Genomic DNA, 20095 nt, shown 5'->3' with positions numbered 1-20095 from the left:
CCGGGTTACCTGTTTTCCTTGTGCTTCCTGCGGCTCACGCGCAGGGCGACGATCAGGATCAAGATCAGTATCAGCATGCTGATGCTGATGGCGGGCACGCTCCACGAGATATAGCGGCGCCATTCAAAGAAGGCGCTTTCGCCTGCCCCGGGCGGGTGGCTGGCGTCAGGGTTGCCGCTATCGATCCAGGCTACCGGTCCCGTTGCGCCGATGATGACGACGTTGCCACGGTTCAGCACGAAGGGCGCATCCAGCATGCCCGGCCGCTCGCCCAGCGTGTGCCACAGCAAGCCGTCCTGGCCGCCGCCGCTGACGACTTCCGCGGTGCTGATGTGGTCCAGGCCGGAAATGTCCAGCCAGGTCGCGTTCTTGCCATCCACCTTCAATTGCTTGCGGTCGGTCACCTGGACCATGGGCTTGGCCCCTTCCACCGTGACTTCCATCGCCAGGAACGGCCGTGCCGGCTTGACGGCCTGGCCTGCGGGCGTCACCGTCAGCTCGGCGCGCGTCGCCGATACGCCGCTGGCGGATGCGATACCGATCACGCGCTTGATGTTGTCGGGCGCATCGGCCAGATAGGCGTCCGGAATGATCAGTTGCGGGCTGCCGGCTAGCAGCGGCAACAGTCCCACGAAGGTGCCGTCAGGCTGCGCCTTGCCCGGCTTCACGTAGCTCGTCGGCAGCACGTTCACGGGATAGCCCTGGGGGATTTCGTTGCAGTCCACCGATACCGGCTGGCGCTGGAACGTGACGCGCACGGCATTGGTGACGCCCAGCGCATAGCCGGGAACCCGAGCGATCAGGCGCTCGGGCCTGCCGTCGGCGTCCATCTGCTTGGCGGCCAGCAGAATGCCGTTCCAGAAGACCGAGGCCACGGGACGTGTTGTGGACGCCCCGGGCGCCGCAGCCAGATCCAGGACCAGTTCGTCCGGCATCCGGCCATCCGCGGATACGGACGCCAGCGGGAAGGTTGCGTTCCAGTCGCCACGCGCGACCACGTCGAAACTGTCCGCTGAACCGCCCAGGGTCGTCAGGCGCAGGCCGCCGTCCGCGAAGGTCTGGGGCGGCGTGGCGGTTTTCACATTGACCTGGCGCGTCACCAGAATGCGCCGCCATGCCGCGTCGAAAGCGCCTGCGCCTTGAGCACCGGCATCGGCCGCCACGGCGATCACGGCTTGGCGCCCCAACGACAGCAGCCGGATATCCTTCGCGGGCAGGTCCGCGCCGGCCAGCGGCATGCGCTGCTGGCGCCACGCCTTGAAGGCGTCGGCAGCGTCGGCGTCCGAGGCCAGTTGCCCTTGCAGCGCATCCAGCGCGGCGTTGTAGCGAGCGCGCAGCGAGGCATCGACGATGACCACATCGCCGCTTACAGCGGGGGCGCCCAGGACCAGCAATGCGCCAATTTCGGCGGGGCTGGCCAGCTTGTGCTTCGCCTTGTCCGTCACGGCGGCGAACGCCGGGATCTGCCCCAGGCCGGCGGGCGCCTGCAGGCCGCGCGTGTCGACTTCTTCGCCCACCGACGGGAATGCCTTGACCGCCACGCGCTTGCCCGCGCGCTCCATCGCCACGCCCATGCGCCAGGCGCTGTCGAAGGTCTGCGGGTCTACCTTGGCCCCGGGCACCATCAATACCGGTTTGCCGGGCAAGGTGCCCCAAGCGTCATCAAGATTGCTGATGGCGGACGCGTCGTAGCGGTAGCTCAGGTCGGTCTGTGGCGAGATCGTCAGCGCATTGGCTGTCGCGCGGTTGCTCTCGCAATTGCGCAGCGCGATTTCCGATTGCCAGTCGATGCCGAGCCGCAGGAAACCGGTCTGGCGGCTGTGCTGCTCCACGGCCAGCTTGCGCGTCAGGGACCCGTCGCCGTCGGCGATCCGCTGTGCGGTTTGCGGCACACCGTCCACCCATAGCACCATGCTCGTGCGCCCCGGCTCGCCCTTGGTGTACCTCGCGTCGAAGTTCAGGGTTGCATCGGAAATGGGCACGCCGCGCGGCACGGGTAGATAGAAGTCATGACGCGCGTCACTGTTGCTCAGGACGACCGGCTCGGTAATGCCCAGGTCTTGCAGCGTGGTGTTCCGTGTGACCCAGTCATCGCTTTGCAGGCGCCGCAAAGCGTCGCCGGCGGGGCTGGCCGTCGCGGCCAGGGGAAACAGCATGCCGGCGGCCATCAAGGCGCGGCAAAGCGTTCGGATAGCGGGGGCGATCAGGGCAGGGGAAGGCATGGGGGCTCCGGGCTGGGAATACGTCGCAAGGGCGTCAGGCGCCAGCAGCGGACGCAGTTCCGTAGGGGTCGAATTCCGATACGGCGCGTCCGCACAGGGCGTCCACGATGCGTTGGCTGGCTTGACTGTCTCCGTAGGGGTTGATGCGCCGCGAGAAAGACGCATGCAGCTCGGGGTCATCCAGCAGGCGGGTCACTTCGGTTACGATGCGTCGCGTGTCGGTGCCCACCAGCGCCACCGTTCCCGCCTGCACCGCCTCGGGGCGCTCGGTCACGTCGCGCATCACCAGCACCGGTTTACCCAGGTAAGGGGCTTCTTCCTGAACCCCGCCGGAATCGGTCAGGATCAGATACGACCGCTGCATGAACCAGACGAAGTCCAGGTAATCCAGCGGGTCGATCAGGTGCACATGCGGCAGGCCAGCCAATTCCGTCATCACCACATTGCGGACTTGCGGGTTCAGGTGCACGGGGTAGACGATCTGCAGGTCGTCGCGTCGGGCCAGTTCGGCCAGCGCCGCGCAGATATTCTTGAAACCGCCCCCAAAGCTCTCGCGCCGATGGCCGGTCGCCAGCAGCAGCCGGCGGGACGGATCCAGCCAGTCGTAGCGGGACTCCAATTGGCGGGCCAGCGGACCTTGCGGATCCAGTTTTTCGCACGTCATGGCCAGCGCGTCGATCACCGTGTTGCCCGTGACGGTAATGTGGCCCGCCAGGTTCTCGCGCAGCAGATTGCCACGCGACTCGGCCGTGGGGGCGAACAGCCAATCGCCGACCGTATCGACGACGCGGCGGTTCATTTCTTCGGGGAAGGGCATCGCCAGGTTGCCCGTGCGCAATCCAGCCTCGACATGGCCAATACGGACGCGGCGGTGGAACGACGCCAAGGCGCAGGCAGAGGCGGTGCTGGTGTCGCCATGCACCAGGACGCAATCGGGTTGCTCGGCCTCCAGCACGCTGTCCACCCGGCTGATCAATCGCGCATATAGTCCGTTCAGGGTCTGGTTGGGGACCATGATGTCCAGGTCGTGCTGGGCGCGCAGGTCGAACAGCGCCAAGACCTGATCCAGCATCTCCCGGTGCTGGCCCGTCACGCAAACCACGCTTTGGATACGTGGTTCCTGCTGCATCGCGGTGACAAGCGGAGCCATCTTGATGGCCTCGGGACGCGTGCCGAATATGGACAGGACTTTCATCGCAAGAATGACCTCACAGACGTGGTGGCATTTCCTTGCGTTTATTATGTCTTGAAAGTATTGGTAATATGTGACGGATTATTTCGACCTGGAGCAATGTTGGGGACATACCTCGTAAAAGTCTGGCACGTTGTCCCCGCACCACGCCGCAGGACGAGCAGGCGTGCTGGCGCGCGTGTTGGCCAGGTCCGCGATACACGTGGCGCAACAAATATCGACCCGCGTGTTGCGAGCTGACTGAGTATCAAAAAAAAGGCCAACTTTAAGGGTTGGCCTTTTTTAAGTGCTTGATAGCACTGGAGTGTTTGGTGGAGCCGGGGGGAATTGAACCCCCGTCCGCAAGCCCTCTGCAATCAGTTCTACATGCGTAGTCGATTTATTTAGTTTTAACTCTGGACTTAGCCAACCGACAGGCCGGACCAAAGCGATTCACGTAATTTAAATCTGAGCCGTGTGACCCCAGCGCAGACCGATTCCTTGTGAATGTCGCTGCTGTGGTTCGAGGGTTACCCCCCTAGGAAGTTGCCTTCCTCCACCTGACCCAAGGACAGATCAGTGCAGCGGCTCACCGCTTAAGCGGCGAGAGCGAAACGCTCGTCGTTGGCGTTTGTAGTGTTTCCAGTGGTTTAACGAGCGAACTGGTGCTCGGCATGCCCTGAGTTGTTTCGCGACCCACGTCGAATCCGGATCGGCCCCAAGAACTTCTATTGTACTGGTAAACGCAATAGCCTGCTGCGTTCTCGGCGCCTGCCTGCGCAGGCGTGGCGCAGGGGACACACGTGCAGGCTCAGGCCGCGTTGGCGCATGCTGGTTTCGCCTGCCGGGGGCGCGATGCAGCCATTAGCGCGAAGGCCAGGGCGACGGAAACCGCCACGATGACCGATGCCGCCCAGCCCAGCGACGCCAGGCCGTAGTGGTCGATGACATGGCCGCCGACCACGGCGCCCAGCCCGATGCCGATGTTGGCGCCCGAGATGTTCAGCGAGGCCGCGAAGGCCGGCGCTTCGGGGGCAGCCTTCATCAGGCGCACATGGCACACGATGAACAGTGCGGCCTGCGCAATGCCCCAGACGCCCAGCGCCACGGCCAACAGGCCGTGCGATTGCATCACGGGTGCCACGAACGCCAAGCCTGCCGCCATCATCGACGAGAACAGCGCGGTCGCGCCCAGCGGACTGCGGTCCACCATGCGGCCCCCCAACGTGTTGCCGATCAGGCCCACGCCGCCGAAGGCCATCATGGTCCAGCCGACGATCTGCCCATTGAATCCGGCCAGCCGCTCCAGCATGTCGGCCAGGTACGTGTAGGCAGTGAACATGCCTGTGAACACCAGCAGCGACAACACCACGTGGCCCAGCACGATCGGGTTGCGCAGGATGCGCAACTGCGTGACCAGTCTGACGCTGTCGGCGCGGATGCGGGTGCTGGGGAATGCCAGCAGCAGGAGCAGCGCCTTGGCGAAAGCGACGCCCGACAACACCCAGAAGGCCGCACGCCAGCCAAACGCATCCGAGATCAGCACGCCAATCGGGATGCCGAACACAGTGGCCGCCACGATACCGAAGGCCACCATCGAGATCGCGCGGCCGGCGCGCGCCGGTCCGACCAATTCCACGGCGGTGGCGCTGGCCAATGACCAGAATACAGGCAGGGCCAGAGCGGGCACGAAGCGCGCCACGGCCATGACCCAGATGTTCGGGGCCATCGCCGCCACGGCGTTGGACACGCCGAACAGCAGCAGCACGCCGATGAACAGGCGTTTGCGTTCGACGTTGGCCATCAGCGCGGTCAGCAGGGGGCCGGTGGCCGCCACCGTGAAGGCGAACAGCGACACCAGCAAACCGGCTTGCGACACCGTGACGCCCAGGTCGCGGGCCAGTCCAGGCAGCAGGCCGACGATCAGGAATTCGGTGGTCAGGATCGTGAAACCGGCGGCGGAAAGTAACAGGATAGGCAAAAGCATAGGCATTCCTCTGGCGCGATGCCGTCAGGCGGCGCGCGGGGCAGGGCGTTATAGGCGTACTGAACGGTCTAAGGGGCGCGGCGGCATGGAGCCGGGCGCTGCGCGGCGGCAGAAAGCCGTCGGTGCGTAGGGCGGTGGTTGCGGATGGGATCGGCCGCAACCCCGGCGTCAGCCGGAATGGCAATCGGGAGGCACCCGAATGCCTTGCATGAGTGACACTTTAAGGGACTTTGGAACCCGGATAAAGGGCCGGGTTTCGGATAAATTATTCGACCAGATCAACTAATGCGTGCGAACAACCGTAGGAAACCCGTGGCGGGGCAGGCGGCCGAAGCCGACCCGGCCCCCGCCGGGTGTGCCGCTCGCTGCAGGGCCGCAGGGCCGCAGGGCAGCAGCAAGGTCGCGTCAGCGCAGGTCGCTGGGCAACAGTGGTTGAATCGCGGACCAGAGTTCCGCCGGGGTATTGGCGCAGGTTTCGGCTTCCCAGGTGCTGATGTTGTCCTCTTCGCCGACATAGCCGTACGCGGCTGCCACGGCCGGCATGCCCGCCGCGTGCGCGGCCTGGATGTCGCGCAGGTCGTCGCCGACATAGACGCAGCGGTCAACGGCGAAGCCGGCTTCGCGCGCGGCGTGTTGCAGCGGCAACGGGTGCGGCTTGGCGTGGGCGGTCGTGTCGCCGCAGACCAGCACCGCGCTGTCGCGCGTCAGGTCCAGGAATTCGACAATCGGCAGGGTCAGGTAGGTCACCTTGTTGGTGACGATGCCCCACGACAGGCCGCGGCGGCGGATGTCGGCCAACAGCGCTTCGATGCCGGGGAACAGCTTGCTGTGCACGGTCGAGCTGGCCGCGTAATCTTCCAGAAACTGCAAACGCGTCGGTTCGTAGTCCGGATCGCCAGCCTTCAGGTCCAGCGCCACGCGCAACAGGCCGCGAGCGCCTTGCGACGCGACGGGGCGCAGGGCTTCGTAGGGCAGGGGTTCCAGCCCACGGCGGGTGCGCTGCCGGTTGGCGGCGGCGGCCAGGTCGGGGGCGGTGTCGGCCAGGGTGCCGTCGAAGTCGAACAGGATCAGGGCGCTCATTTACGGGTAGCCATCAGGTAGTTGACCGAGGTGTCGGCCGACAGCGTGTAGATCTGGGTGATCGGGTTGTATTCCATGCCGCGCATGCTGACCGGCTCCAGGCTGGCGGCGCGGGCCGCCGCCGATAGTTCGCTGGGTTTGATGAACTGGTCATAACTATGGGTGCCGCGCGGCAGCAGGCGCAAGACGTATTCGGCGCCGACGATGGCGAACAGGAACGCCTTGGCGTTGCGATTCAGCGTCGAAAAGAACACCCAGCCGCCCGGTTTGACGAGCGTCGAGCAGGCACGCACGATGGACGCCGGGTCCGGCACGTGTTCCAGCATCTCCATGCAGGTAACCACGTCGTATTGCCCGGGCTGTTCCGCCGCCAGTTCTTCCACCGGCACTTTGCGGTATTCGACCTTCACGCCGGACTCCAGGCCATGCAGTCGGGCAACCTTCAGCGATTTGTCGGCCAGGTCGATGCCGGTGACTTCCGCGCCACCCCGGGCCATCGATTCCGACAGAATGCCGCCGCCACAACCCACATCCAAAACTCTTTTGCCGGCCAGGCTGCCAGCGCACTCCTGAATCCATTCCAACCGCAGCGGATTGATGGCGTGCAGGGGCTTGAACTCGCTTTCGGGGTCCCACCAGCGGCTGGCCAGGGCGCTGAACTTGTCCAGTTCGGCCTGGTCGGCATTGACGGCGGGGCGGGTGGAGTCGTGAATTTGCGTGGTCATGGGCGGTCCAGCGAAAAGCGACGCTATATATAGAGGGGTCCGTCGCGCGAAGGCGGGAAGGAAACACGCCATTGCACTACATTGGTGCAAGACGGACGAAAAAAAGGGCCTCGCTATGCGAGGCCCTTTATTGTAGCTAGTCCGGCAATTACTTGCGGCTACCCACGATTTCGATTTCAACGCGACGGTTTTGGGCGCGGCCCTCTTTCGTCTTGTTGGAAGCGATCGGGTTCGACTCGCCCTTGCCTTCCGTATAGATACGGTTGGGGTCGATACCCTTGCTGACCAGGTAGGTCTTGACCGAAGCGGCGCGGCGCTCGGACAGCTTCTGGTTGTAGGCGTCAGTACCGATGGAGTCGGTGTGGCCAACAGCAATGATGGTTTCCAGCTCGATACCGCGAGCTTGCTGGGCGACTTGATCCAGCAGCTGACGGCCTTCGGGCTTCAGGGTCGACTTGTCGAAGTCGAAGAACGTGTCAGCATTGAACACGACCTTTGCCGCCATCGGGGCCGGCTTCGCCTTCTGTTGTGCAACCGGGACACCGTCGCAACCGGGGATACCGGTGGCAGGGGTCCAGAAAGCATCGCGCCAGCACAGTTCGTTCGTACCGTTTTTCCAAACGTTACCGAACGGGTTGCGCCAGTTGTCCACGGTTTGCGCGGAAGCTACACCAGAGGCCGTGACGGCGGCGAAGGCGAGCGCCAGAGCGAATTTGGAGGGTTTGTTCATGTTTCTCCTCGTTGAGCTTGAAGCTGGATAAGTGACTCGCAGCGAACCCCCGCCGCATATCAGGAAAACGGGGCCAGTATAGCAACGCCAAGAGCTGGTTCAAAGGATTAGCTACTGGGTTTCCTGCGTGCTGGAAACAATCTTAAGGCATTTGGGGGGCTTTGGCTTCCCTGGACAGGCGCATTAACGCTGGATACGACGTTTTCGGCGCTCCATCGGTTTTCCATGTTGGTTTTTGACAACAGGGCCGTTGGGCGCGGCCCGGCAGCGGGGCGCGGCATCCCCCTGGCGCCGGAAGGGTTATCCGCAAAGACCGTTCATCGGCCACTTCCCGCGGCGCTGCCCAACGGGATCGGAATCGAATGATAGAATTTCCTGTTTACCCGGCCCGGGTTCCTCCTTACACGATTCTGTCGTTATATATATGGATTCCTTTGCCAAGGAGACGCTTCCGGTTTCGCTGGAAGAAGAGATGCGCCGCAGTTACCTCGATTACGCGATGAGCGTGATCGTTGGGCGGGCGCTACCGGATGTGCGGGACGGGCTGAAACCCGTCCACCGGCGCGTGCTCTACGCGATGCATGAACTGAACAACGATTGGAACCGCGCCTACAAGAAGTCGGCGCGTATCGTCGGGGACGTCATCGGTAAGTACCACCCCCACGGCGACCAATCCGTCTACGACACCATCGTCCGCATGGCGCAGGATTTCTCCATGCGCTACATGCTGGTCGACGGCCAGGGCAACTTCGGCTCGATCGACGGCGATAACGCCGCGGCGATGCGCTATACCGAAATTCGCCTGGCCAAGATCGCCCACGAATTGTTGGCCGACATCGACCAGGAAACGGTGGACTTCGGCCCCAACTACGACGGCAGCGAGCAAGAGCCGCTGCTGTTGCCGTCGCGCCTGCCCAACCTGCTGGTCAACGGCAGTTCGGGCATCGCGGTGGGCATGGCCACCAACATTCCGCCGCACAACCTCCAGGAAGTGGTCGACGGCTGCCTGTACTGCCTGCGCAATCCGGCCTGCACGGTCGATGAACTCATCGAGCTCATCCCGGCGCCTGATTTCCCCACGGGCGGGATCATCTACGGCATGTCGGGTGTGCGGGAAGGCTATCGCACCGGTCGCGGCCGCGTCATCATGCGCGCCAAGACCCACTTCGAAGACATGGAGAAGGGCAATCGCCAAGCGATCGTGATCGACGCGATTCCCTACCAGGTCAACAAGAAGACGTTGCAGGAACGCATCGCCGAACTCGTCAACGACAAGAAGATCGAAGGCATCTCCGATATTCGCGACGAGTCCGATAAGGACGGCATGCGCCTGGTCATCGAGCTCAAGCGCGGCGAGGTTCCCGAGGTTGTCCTGAACAACCTGTACAAGAACACGCAGCTGCAAGACACCTTCGGGATGAACCTGGTGGCGCTGGTCGACGGCCAGCCCCGCCTGCTCAACCTGAAGCAGATGATCGACTACTTCCTGCAGCACCGCCGCGAAGTGGTCACGCGCCGCACGGTGTTCCAGCTGCGCAAGGCCCGCGAACGCGGTCATGTGCTGGAAGGCCTGGCCGTTGCACTGGCCAACATCGACGACTTCATCACGATCATCAAGGCGGCGCCAACGCCTCCCGTCGCTCGCCAGGAATTGATGGCCAAGTCGTGGGATTCGTCGCTGGTGCGCGAAATGCTGTCGCGCGCCGACGGCGATACGCCGGGAGGCCGTTCGGCCTTCCGTCCGGACGACCTGGATGCCGAATTCGGCCTCCAAGGCGACGGCATGTACCGCTTGAGCGATACGCAGGCTCAGGAAATCCTGAACATGCGCCTGCAACGCCTGACCGGGCTGGAGCAGGACAAGATCGTCGGCGAATACAAGGACATCATGTCCACCATCGCCGATTTGCTCGACATCCTGGCCCGCCCCGAGCGCATCACCACGATCATCTCCGACGAACTCCAAGCCATCAAGGCCGAGTTCTCGACCGGCGTGAAGGACACGCGCCGTTCGGAAATCGAGATGAACGCGACCGAACTCGACACCGAAGACCTGATCACGCCCACCGACATGGTCGTGACCTTGTCGCATGGCGGCTACATCAAGAGCCAGCCCTTGTCCGAATACCGCTCGCAAAAGCGCGGCGGACGCGGCAAGCAGGCGACGGCGATGAAGGAAAACGACTGGATCGATCAGTTGTTCATCGCCAACACGCACGACTTCCTGCTGTGCTTCTCGAACCGCGGCCGCGTGTACTGGCTGAAGGTCTGGGAAGTGCCCCAGGGCACGCGCAACTCGCGCGGCAAACCCATCGTCAACATGTTCCCGCTGGCTGACGGCGAGAAGGTCACGGTGGTGTTGCCGGTCAAGGTATTCAGCGAAGACCACTACGTCTTCATGGCGACGTCGCGCGGCACGGTCAAGAAGACCCCGCTGTCCGACTTCTCCAACCCGCGCAAGGCCGGCATCATCGCCGTCGACCTTGACGATGGCGACTACCTGATTGGCGCCGACCTGACCGATGGCAAGCATGACGTCATGCTGTTCTCGGATTCGGGCAAGGCGGTCCGCTTCGACGAGAACGACGTGCGTCCGATGGGCCGCAACGCCCGCGGCGTGCGCGGCATGATGCTCGAGGAAACGCAGACCGTCATCGCGCTGCTGGTTGCCGGCGACGAAACGCAGACCGTGCTGACCGCCACCGAAAACGGCTACGGCAAGCGCACCCCGATCGGCGAATACACGCGCCATGGCCGTGGCACGAAGGGCATGATCGCGATCCAGACCAGTTCGCGCAACGGCAAGGTCGTGGGCGCCGTGCTGGTCAACCCGACCGACGAGATCATGCTGATCACCACTGGTGGCGTGCTGGTGCGCACCCGTGTCGCGGAAATCCGCGAAATGGGCCGCGCGACGCAAGGCGTGACGCTGATCAACGTGGATGATGGCAGCACGCTGTCCGGCGTGCGCCGTGTCGTGGAAAGCGATGCGGACGACGACGGCGACCTGGGCGAAGAGGGCCAGGACGAAGGCGGCGATGACAGCAACGGCGACGCGCAAGCGACGGATTCGACGGAACCTACGGAGCAATAATGGCCCGCCCCTGGAACTTCTCGGCAGGCCCCTCGGCCTTGCCCGAGGTGGTATTGCAGCAAGCAGCAGCTGAGATGCTGGATTGGCATGGCAGCGGCATGTCGGTGATGGAAATGTCCCATCGCGGCAAGCATTTCGTGCAGATCTGCGACGAAGCTGAATCGGATCTGCGTGATCTGCTGGGCTTGCCCGCCGACTACGCCGTCATGTTCATGCAAGGCGGAGGTTCCGGGGAAAACGCTATCGTTCCCATGAATCTCATGGGACGCCGCGGCACGCCGGCCGCCGACTTCGTCGTGACGGGCCATTGGTCCAAGCGTTCGTACAAGGAAGCGGCCCGCTATGGCAGCACCCATGTGGCGGCAAGCAGCGAGCAGCCCATCCAGCTGGATGGCCGCGAGCAGGCGCCGCTGACCTGGGTGCCGCCGGTCGATTCCTGGAACGTGCGCAAGGAATCGGCCTACCTGCATCTGTGCAGCAACGAAACCATTGGCGGCGTCGAGTTCATGGACTGGCCCGACACCGCTGCGCTGGGCGCGCCCGATGTGCCGCTGGTCGTCGATGCCTCATCGCATTTCCTGTCGCGTCCGATGGACATCGCGCGCTGCGGCATGGTGTATGCCGGCGCGCAGAAAAATGCCGGCCCCGCAGGCGTGACCATGGTCATCGCGCGTCGCGACCTGATTGGCCACGCCTTGCCCATCTGCCCGTCGGCGTTTGATTACGCCAACGTGGCGGCCGAGCATTCGCGCTACAACACGCCGCCCACGTTCGCGATCTACGTCGCGGGCCTGGTGTTCAAGTGGGTCAAGGCCCATGGCGGCGTGGCGGGCATGGAAGCCGCCAACAAAGCCAAGGCCGATCTGCTGTACGGCTACCTGGACAGCAGCGAGTTCTACCGCAATCCCATCCATGCACCCGTGCGTTCGCGCATGAACGTGCCCTTCGTGCTGCGCGACGAATCGCTGAACGACGCCTTCCTGCAAGGCGCGGACGCGGCTGGCTTGACGCAGTTGAAGGGCCACAAGAGCGTGGGCGGCATGCGTGCCTCCATCTACAACGCCGTGCCCCTTGCCGGGGTGGCGGCGCTGGTCGAGTACCTGAAGGAATTCGAGCGCCGCTATGGATGAAGACCTGCAGCGCAAGCTGCGCCCCTTGCGCGAACGCATCGATGCGTTGGACGCGCAGATCCTCGACTTGCTGTCGCAGCGCGCTCGCGCCGCGCTGGAAGTGGGCGAGGCCAAGCACGCTGTCCAGGCCGACGGTCCGGTATTGCGCCCCGAGCGCGAGGCCGAAGTCATCCGCCGCTTGCAGCAGCTCAACCCCGGCCCGTTCCCGAACGCGGGCGTGGCGTCGGTCTGGACCGAGATTATCTCGGCCTGTCGTGGCCTGGAACGCGGCATGACCGTTGCGTATCTGGGGCCGCAGGGGTCGTTCTCCGAGCAGGCCGCGCTTGAGCATTTCGGCCACGCCGTGCAGAAGCTGCCATGCGTCTCCTTCGACGAAGTCTTCCGCGCGGTCGAAGGCGGTCAGGCGGACGTGGGCATGGTGCCGGTGGAGAACTCCACGGAAGGCGCCGTCAACCGCAGCCTGGACCTGCTGCTTAATACGCCGCTGACGATCCTGGGCGAACGTTCGCTGGTGATCCGCCATTGCCTGATGACCCAATCGGGCGGCATGGACGGCATCAAGACCATTTCCGCGCATCCGCAGGCGCTGGCCCAGTGCCAGGGCTGGCTGACGCGCAACTATCCCGACCTTGAACGCGTGGCTGCTTCCAGCAATTCCGAAGCGGCACGGGCGGCGGCGGGCGATCCGGCCATCGCCGCGATCGCTGGCGAAGTGGCCGCGCCCGCCTGGAACCTGCAGGTCGTCGCGGCCGGCATCCAGGACGATCCGCACAACCGCACCCGTTTCCTGGCCATCGGCAACATCCAGCCGCTGGTCAGCGGCAAGGACAAGACCAGCCTGATCCTGGCTGTGCCGAACCGCGCGGGCGCCGTTTATGAAATGCTGGCCCCGCTGGCGGCCAATGGCGTGTCGATGACGCGCTTCGAGTCACGCCCCGCGCGCACCGGCCAATGGGAATACTATTTCTACGTTGACGTTCTGGGACACCGCAATGACCCGAACGTCGAGCGCGCGCTTGCCGCCTTGCAGGCGCAGGTCGCCTACCTGAAGGTGTTGGGTTCCTACCCGGCGCCGTGAGCCCCCACACCATGACCACCGCATCCAAGCCCCTCGTTGCTCCCGCGCACGTCAGCGCCATCGCGCCTTACCAGGCGGGTAAGCCCATTGAAGAACTGGCCCGCGAGTTCGGGCTGGATCCGGCCGGCATCGTCAAGCTGGCGTCAAACGAAAACCCGCTGGGCATGCCCAAGTCGGCGCGCGCGGCCATGCTGGCGGCGGCCGAGTCGCTGGCCCGCTATCCCGATCCCAACGGGTTCGATCTGAAAGCGGCGCTGGCGGAACGCTATGGCGTGCCAATGAGCTGGATCACGCTGGGCAACGGTTCGAACGACATCCTGGAAATCGCCGCGCTGGCCTTGCTGGAGCCGGGCGCGTCGGCGGTGTATGCGCAGCATTCGTTCGCGGTGTACCGCCTTGCCACGCAAGCGCGCGGCGCGCGCCACATCGTGGTGCCGGCGCAAGACTACGGCCATGACCTGGACGCGATGTTCGACGCAATCGCTGACGACACGCGCCTGCTGTTCATCGCCAACCCCAACAATCCCACGGGCACCTTCGTGCCGGGCGACAAGGTCGCCTCGTTCCTGGAACGCGTGCAGGCCGCGCACGGCGACCGCGTCACCGTGGTGCTGGACGAGGCCTACAACGAGTACCTGGACCCGGAACACCGTTTCGACAGCACTGCGCTGGCCCGCCGGTTCCCGAACCTGATCATCTCGCGCACCTTCTCCAAGGCCTATGGCCTGGCGGGTCTGCGCGTGGGTTTCTCGGTGGCGCAGCCGCCGCTGACCGACCTGCTGAATCGCGTGCGCCAGCCGTTCAACGTGAACACGCTGGCCCAGGCCGCGGCGATTGCCGCGCTGGGCGACGCGGCCTACCTGGAAGAGGCGTATGCCTCGAACAAGTCGGGCAAGGCCCAATTGTGCGAGGCGTTCGACCGCTTGACGCTGCGCTATGTGCCCAGCTACGGGAATTTCGTGCTGGTGCATGTGGGCGACGCGCCCCGCATCAACCTGGAATTGCTCAAGCGGGGCGTGATCGTGCGCCCGGTAGCCGGCGACGGCCTGCCTGAGTGGCTGCGCGTGTCTATCGGCTTGCCGCAAGAGAACGCCCGTTTCATCGATGCCCTGACTGCCATCCTGTCCGCATGAACGACGCGTTACCTTCTACCGATCAGGGGGCCGCTGGCCCCCTGATTCCTGTATTGGCGGTTGTAGGCGTGGGCCTGATCGGCGGATCTTTCGCCGCGGCGTTGCGCCAGGCAGGACAGGTGGGCCGGGTGCTGGGCGTGGGGCGCAGCGCGTCATCGCTGGCGCGCGCGGTCGAGCTGGGTTTGATCGACGAGGCCGTCAGCGCTGAAGACGCGGCGGCCCGCGCCAACCTGATCCTGCTGTCCACGCCCGTTGGCGGCCTGAAGAACGTGCTCGCGCGGATGCTGCCGCATCTGGGCGCCACGACGGTGTTGACCGACGCGGGCAGCACCAAGGCCGAAGTCGTGGACGCCGCGCGCGAAGCGCTTGGCGGCAGCGTGGGGCAGTTCGTGCCCGGGCATCCCATCGCGGGCGCCGAACGTACCGGGCCGGACGCCGCCGACCCATCGCTGTACCGCGATCGCACCGTCATCCTGACCCCGCTTGCCGAAAATAGCGCGGCGTCGGCCGACCTTGTGCGCCGGGCCTGGCAGGCCTGCGGCGCCAGCGTGATCGACATGGACGCCGGCGCGCACGATCGGCTGCTGGCATCGGTCAGCCATCTGCCGCATTTGCTATCGGCCGTCTACATGGAACAGGTGGCCACGGCCGCCGACGCCCGTACGCGCCTGGATCTGGCCGGCAGCGGTTTTCGTGATTTCACGCGCATCGCGGCGGGCTCGCCAGAGATGTGGCGCGATATCTTTCTATCCAATCGCGATGCGATGCTGGCCGAGCTTGCCGACGTGCGCGCCGTCCTGGATCGCGCCGAACGCGCAATTCAAAACGGCGACGATGCGGTTTTGCTGGCGCTGCTGGAGACCGCGGCCCAGGCACGCCGCAACTGGCGCAAGGAGTAGCTGACATGGGCGCTTTGCCTTATCTGGACCTGCCGCGCGTGCGGCAAGCGCAGGGCGCGATCGCCTTGCCGGGTTCCAAGAGTATTTCCAACCGCGTGCTGTTGCTGGCGGCGATCGCCGAGGGCACGACGGTCATCACCGGCCTGCTGGATTCCGACGATACGCGCGTCATGCTGGCCGCACTGCGCCAGTTGGGCGTGCAGGTGTCGGATCTTGACGCGGGCTGCGTCACTGTCGAGGGCGTGCGCCGGTTCCCGGTGGAAAGCGCGGACCTTTTCATGGGCAACGCGGGCACCGCGATCCGTCCCCTGACGGCCGCGCTGGCCCTCATGGGCGGCGACTATCGCTTGTCCGGCGTACCGCGCATGCACGAACGGCCCATCGGCGACCTGGCGGACGCCTTGAACGCCCTGGGCGCGCGCGTCGACTATCTGGGCCAGCCCGGCTATCCGCCGTTGCATATCGGCCGCGGCGAAATCGCCGCCGACGCCGTGACCCGTGTGCAGGGTTCCGTGTCCAGCCAATTCCTGACGGCCTTGCTGCTGGCCGCGCCCCTGCAGGCGGGCCGCAGCGGCAAGCCCGTTACCATTGAAGTGGTGGGCGAGCTGATCTCCAAGCCCTATATTGAAATCACGCTGAACCTGATGGCCCGATTCGGGGTGCAGGTGCGGCGCGACGGCTGGAGCCGCTTCGTGATCGATGGTGGCGCCGGTTATCGCAGCCCGGGCCGGATCGCGGTGGAAGGCGATGCCTCCACGGCATCTTATTTTCTGGCGTTGGGCGCGATCGGCGGCGGCCCCTTGCGCGTGACCGGCGTGGGCGCGGACAGCATCCAGGGCGACGTCGGTTTCGCCGACACGCTGGCGCACATGGGCGCCAAGGTCGCCTATGGCCCTGATTGGATCGAGGTGACCGGCGTCCGGGTGGCCGACGGCGCGCGGCTGAAGGCATTCGACACCGATTTCAACCTGATTCCCGATGCGGCCATGACCGCAGCGGCGCTGGCCCTGTATGCCGACGGCCCGTGCCGCCTGCGCAACATCGGCAGCTGGCGGGTAAAGGAAACCGACCGCATCCACGCCATGCAGACCGAGCTGGAAAAGCTGGGTGCGCAGGTGGAATCGGGGCCGGATTGGCTGCGTGTCATCCCGCCGGCGCAAGATGCCTGGCGCGACGCACACATCGGCACCTGGGACGACCATCGCATGGCCATGTGCTTTTCGCTGGCCGCCTTCGGCCCGGCAGCGGTCCGAATCCTGGATCCGGGTTGCGTCAGCAAGACGTTCCCGGGTTACTTTGACGTTTACGCGGGCCTGGTATCGGCCTAGCGCGAAAAGACACATGACTTTGACTTCTTCGACTGTTCCCCCTCTGGCCGCCGTCATCACGATCGACGGCCCCACCGCTTCGGGCAAGGGCACCGTGGCGCATCGGGTCGCCAAGGCGTTGGGCTGGGATGTGCTGGACAGCGGCGCGCTGTACCGGCTGACCGCCCTGGCCGCCATCAATCAGGGCGTCGCCGCCGACGACGAAGCAGGCGTGGCCCGTGTGGCCGAAACGCTGGATGTGCGCTTCGACGGCCCCCATGTGTATCTGGAAGGGGCCGACGTGGGCCATGAGATCCGCCGCGAGGAAGTGGGCAATTTCGCCTCCCGCGTGGCGGCTTTCCCGGGCGTGCGCCAGGCGTTGCTCGAGCGCCAGCGCGCTTTTCGCGTGCCGCCCGGCCTGGTGGCGGACGGCCGTGACATGGGCACCGTCGTGTTCCCGGATGCGTCCCTGAAGGTCTTCCTGGTCGCCGACGTGGTCGCCCGGGCGGAGAGACGCCGTAAGCAGTTGATCGAAAAGGGAATTTCTGCTAATCTAGATGACCTACTGCGAGACATGCGCGAGCGGGACGCCCGCGATACCGAACGGGCGACTGCGCCGTTGGCTCCTGCAGCAGATGCACACGTGCTGGATTCGTCTGATTTGACGATTGCAGAGACGGTGCAGGCAATACTGGATTTTTGGCAGCAAGCACAAGCCAAGCACGGATAAAGGCTGCAAGCCCCACTCTGATGCGATGTGCCAGGCCTGCGATGAGCCAAGCCGATCCACTTTGATTTTTTGATTAGGCCCTGTCCTAGCCAGGCGCAACCCCCACGGGACACCCCGCAGGGCAAACCGGCAGGCAGGTATTTTGACTCCACTGTGGCGGGCAATCCGCTGCGGTGTGTTCTTAACGGCCATTTCGGCCCAATGGATTTCAACCCCATGTCTTCCGTTTCCACTACCGCCACCGGCGGCGAAAGTTTCGCCGACCTTTTCGCACAAAGCCTCAAGAGCCAGGACATGAAGTCCGGCGAGGTCATCAGCGCCGAAGTCGTGCGCGTCGACCATAATTTCGTCGTCGTCAACGCCGGCCTGAAGTCCGAAGCGCTGATCCCCCTGGAAGAGTTCCTGAATGACCAGGGCGAGCTCGAAGTGCAACCCGGCGATTTCGTCTCGGTGGCCATCGATTCCCTGGAAAACGGCTACGGCGACACCATCCTGTCGCGTGACCGCGCCAAGCGCCTGTCGGCCTGGCTGCAGCTGGAAAAGGCCCTGGAAAACGGCGAACTGGTTACCGGCACCATCACCGGCAAGGTGAAGGGCGGCCTGACCGTCATGACCAACGGCATCCGCGCGTTCCTGCCGGGTTCGCTGGTGGATCTGCGTCCGGTCAAGGACACCACCCCGTACGAAGGCAAGACCCTCGAATTCAAGGTCATCAAGCTCGACCGCAAGCGCAACAACGTTGTGCTGTCGCGTCGCCAGGTGCTGGAAGCCAGCATGGGCGAAGAGCGTCAAAAGCTGCTCGAAACCCTGCACGAAGGTGCCGTGGTCAAGGGCGTGGTCAAGAACATCACCGACTACGGCGCGTTCGTTGACCTGGGCGGTATCGACGGCCTGCTGCACATCACCGACATGGCATGGCGTCGCGTGCGTCACCCGTCCGAAGTCCTGCAAGTGGGTCAAGAAGTCGAAGCCAAGGTCCTCAAGTTCGACCAGGAAAAGAGCCGCGTCTCGCTGGGCGTCAAGCAGCTGGGCGAAGATCCGTGGGTGGGCCTGGCTCGCCGCTACCCGCAAGGCACCCGCCTGTTCGGTAAGGTCACGAACCTGACCGACTACGGCGCTTTCGTCGAAGTCGAAGCCGGCATCGAAGGCCTGGTTCACGTCTCCGAAATGGACTGGACCAACAAGAACGTCGACCCGCGCAAGGTTGTTACCCTGGGCGAAGAAGTCGAAGTCATGGTCCTGGAAATCGACGAAGACCGTCGTCGTATCTCGCTGGGCATGAAGCAGTGCCGTCAGAACCCGTGGGAAGAGTTCGCTACGAACTTCAAGCGCGGCGACAAGGTCCGTGGCGCCATCAAGTCGATCACCGACTTCGGCGTGTTCGTCGGCCTGCCTGGCGGCATCGACGGCCTGGTTCACCTGTCCGACCTGTCCTGGACGGAAACGGGCGAAGAAGCCGTGCGCAACTTCAAGAAGGGCGACGAGATCGAAGCCGTGGTTCTGGGCATCGATACCGACAAGGAACGCATCTCGCTGGGCATCAAGCAGCTGGAAGGCGACCCCTTCAACAACTTCGTCGCCACGTTTGACAAGGGCGCCGTTGTTCCGGGCACCATCAAGTCCGTCGAAGCCAAGGGCGCTGTTGTTACGCTGTCCGTGGACGTTGAAGGCTACCTGCGCGCTTCCGAGATCTCCTCGGGCCGCGTTGAAGATGCCACCACCGTTCTGAACGCTGGCGAGAACATCGAAGCCATGATCGTCAACATCGACCGCAAGACGCGTTCGATCCAACTGTCGATCAAGGCCCGTGACAACGCCGAGACCGCCGACACGATCCAGCGCATGTCCGACGCCAGCGCTTCGTCCGGCACCACCAACCTCGGCGCGCTGCTGAAGGCCAAGCTGGACCAACAGCGCAACGACGGTTAATTCGTGACCAAGTCGGAGCTGATCGCCGCCTTGGCGGCCCGCTATCCTCAGCTGGCCGCCCGCGACACCGATTACGCGGTCAAGACCGTGCTGGATGCAATGACCCAGGCCCTGGCCTCGGGTCAGCGCATCGAGATCCGCGGTTTTGGCAGCTTCTCGTTGTCGCAGCGGTCTCCCCGAATCGGTCGCAATCCGAAATCCGGCGAACAAGTGCTGGTACCTGGTAAACAGGTGCCGCACTTCAAGGCGGGCAAGGAACTGCGCGAGCGGGTAGACCTGGTCGGCGGCAATGACGAGGACGCTCAATCTTCTGGATCGAGTGAACCGATGCCGTCCATGGCAAGCTTGCACGCCATGCACTGACGGATCGGCGTAAAGGCTGCCTACGGGCAGATCGGACCGAGAACAGGCCCCTTGAGAAATCAAGGGGCTTTGTTTTTTCCGGCCGCCAATGCGTCGGCCGGGCGGCGCGCGGGATTTTTTTTCTTGCTGCTTTGCGGCGTCGCTTACAATTGACAGTCTTGAATTCTCTGGAGCATGCGTCATGCGCTATCTCGTCTGGGCCCTGCGATTGCTCGTGTTTATTGCGGTATTGATGTTCGCCTTGAAGAACACCGATCCGGTCGCCGTGAAGTTCTACGCGGACTACGTCGTGCAAGATGTGCCGTTGATCGTCGTGATGCTGGTCGTATTCGTTGCCGGCGCTCTGTTCGGCCTGTTGCTGACCGTGCCTGCCGCCATGCGCCGCCGCCGTGAAGCCATGCGCTTGCGCCGCGAACTGGACCGTGTCCAGGCCGCCGTCAATGGCACCACCCCCGTCGTGCCGCCGGAAGCCGTTGCGCCGATGTCGCCGCTGTGACGGCGCGCCGTCCGTCGCACG

Annotated in this window: 16 protein-coding genes and 1 other RNA gene; 10 read left to right on the top strand and 7 right to left on the bottom strand. The window is 64.4% G+C overall.

Annotated features, from left to right (window positions below):
- Positions 1-5 precede the first annotated feature (5 nt).
- From ACE039_RS20380 to ompA, 7 genes are all read right to left on the bottom strand, one after another.
- Positions 6-2222, bottom strand: a complete 2217-nt coding sequence (locus ACE039_RS20380; protein ID WP_485823199.1) for a cellulose biosynthesis cyclic di-GMP-binding regulatory protein BcsB — start codon at positions 2220-2222, stop codon at positions 6-8.
- Positions 2223-2256: 34 nt separating this feature from the next.
- Positions 2257-3417 (bottom strand): non-hydrolyzing UDP-N-acetylglucosamine 2-epimerase, encoded by a 1161-nt coding sequence (wecB, locus tag ACE039_RS20375; protein ID WP_485823198.1) that lies wholly within the window; start codon positions 3415-3417, stop codon positions 2257-2259.
- A gap of 306 nt (positions 3418-3723) precedes the next feature.
- Positions 3724-4113: a transfer-messenger RNA gene (ssrA, locus tag ACE039_RS20370) on the bottom strand.
- Between the two features lie 91 nt (positions 4114-4204).
- On the bottom strand, positions 4205-5380 hold the full coding sequence (locus ACE039_RS20365) for an MFS transporter (protein WP_485811406.1): 1176 nt from the start codon (positions 5378-5380) through the stop codon (positions 4205-4207).
- Positions 5381-5785: 405 nt separating this feature from the next.
- Complete coding sequence (locus ACE039_RS20360) at positions 5786-6460, bottom strand: HAD-IA family hydrolase (RefSeq protein ID WP_105554975.1); 675 nt, start codon at positions 6458-6460, stop codon at positions 5786-5788.
- On the bottom strand, positions 6457-7185 hold the full coding sequence (gene ubiG, locus ACE039_RS20355; RefSeq protein ID WP_448710947.1) for a bifunctional 2-polyprenyl-6-hydroxyphenol methylase/3-demethylubiquinol 3-O-methyltransferase UbiG: 729 nt from the start codon (positions 7183-7185) through the stop codon (positions 6457-6459). The genes ACE039_RS20360 and ubiG overlap by 4 nt, the downstream gene beginning before the upstream one ends.
- A 148-nt stretch (positions 7186-7333) precedes the next feature.
- Complete coding sequence (ompA, locus tag ACE039_RS20350) at positions 7334-7915, bottom strand: outer membrane protein OmpA (protein ID WP_006225153.1); 582 nt, start codon at positions 7913-7915, stop codon at positions 7334-7336.
- A gap of 424 nt (positions 7916-8339) precedes the next feature.
- Between ompA and gyrA the strand changes: the two genes are divergently transcribed.
- The 10 genes from gyrA (at position 8340) to ACE039_RS20300 (ending at position 20074) form a co-directional block, all read left to right on the top strand.
- Positions 8340-11009, top strand: a complete 2670-nt coding sequence (gyrA, locus tag ACE039_RS20345; protein WP_448710949.1) for a DNA gyrase subunit A — start codon at positions 8340-8342, stop codon at positions 11007-11009.
- Positions 11009-12139 carry a 3-phosphoserine/phosphohydroxythreonine transaminase gene (gene serC, locus ACE039_RS20340; protein ID WP_485823197.1) on the top strand — a complete coding sequence of 377 codons (1131 nt, stop codon included), beginning with the start codon at positions 11009-11011 and terminating at the stop codon, positions 12137-12139. Before gyrA ends, serC begins: the two co-directional genes overlap by 1 nt.
- Positions 12132-13217 carry a prephenate dehydratase gene (gene pheA, locus ACE039_RS20335; protein ID WP_448710953.1) on the top strand — a complete coding sequence of 362 codons (1086 nt, stop codon included), beginning with the start codon at positions 12132-12134 and terminating at the stop codon, positions 13215-13217. Before serC ends, pheA begins: the two co-directional genes overlap by 8 nt.
- 11 nt (positions 13218-13228) lie before the next feature.
- Positions 13229-14350, top strand: coding sequence for a histidinol-phosphate transaminase (gene hisC, locus ACE039_RS20330; RefSeq protein WP_448710955.1), 1122 nt, complete (start codon positions 13229-13231; stop codon positions 14348-14350).
- Positions 14347-15249, top strand: coding sequence for a prephenate dehydrogenase (locus ACE039_RS20325; protein ID WP_105554969.1), 903 nt, complete (start codon positions 14347-14349; stop codon positions 15247-15249). The genes hisC and ACE039_RS20325 overlap by 4 nt, the downstream gene beginning before the upstream one ends.
- A gap of 5 nt (positions 15250-15254) precedes the next feature.
- Positions 15255-16577: a 3-phosphoshikimate 1-carboxyvinyltransferase gene (gene aroA / locus ACE039_RS20320; RefSeq protein WP_485823196.1), complete on the top strand. Its 1323-nt coding sequence runs from the start codon at positions 15255-15257 to the stop codon at positions 16575-16577.
- A gap of 13 nt (positions 16578-16590) precedes the next feature.
- Positions 16591-17286 carry a (d)CMP kinase gene (gene cmk / locus ACE039_RS20315; protein ID WP_448710961.1) on the top strand — a complete coding sequence of 232 codons (696 nt, stop codon included), beginning with the start codon at positions 16591-16593 and terminating at the stop codon, positions 17284-17286.
- A 216-nt stretch (positions 17287-17502) separates the two neighbouring features.
- Positions 17503-19215 (top strand): 30S ribosomal protein S1, encoded by a 1713-nt coding sequence (gene rpsA, locus ACE039_RS20310; protein WP_006225145.1) that lies wholly within the window; start codon positions 17503-17505, stop codon positions 19213-19215.
- Between the two features lie 3 nt (positions 19216-19218).
- Positions 19219-19578, top strand: a complete 360-nt coding sequence (locus ACE039_RS20305; RefSeq protein WP_049072346.1) for an integration host factor subunit beta — start codon at positions 19219-19221, stop codon at positions 19576-19578.
- Between the two features lie 181 nt (positions 19579-19759).
- A complete protein-coding gene (locus tag ACE039_RS20300) occupies positions 19760-20074 on the top strand; it encodes a LapA family protein (RefSeq protein WP_006225143.1) in 315 nt (104 codons plus the stop codon).
- Positions 20075-20095 lie beyond the last annotated feature (21 nt).

The sequence above is a fragment of the Achromobacter maghribensis genome (assembly GCF_057334215.1).
The sequence above is the reverse complement of the archived record's forward strand: the minus strand, read 5'-3'. Positions and strand labels throughout refer to the sequence as shown.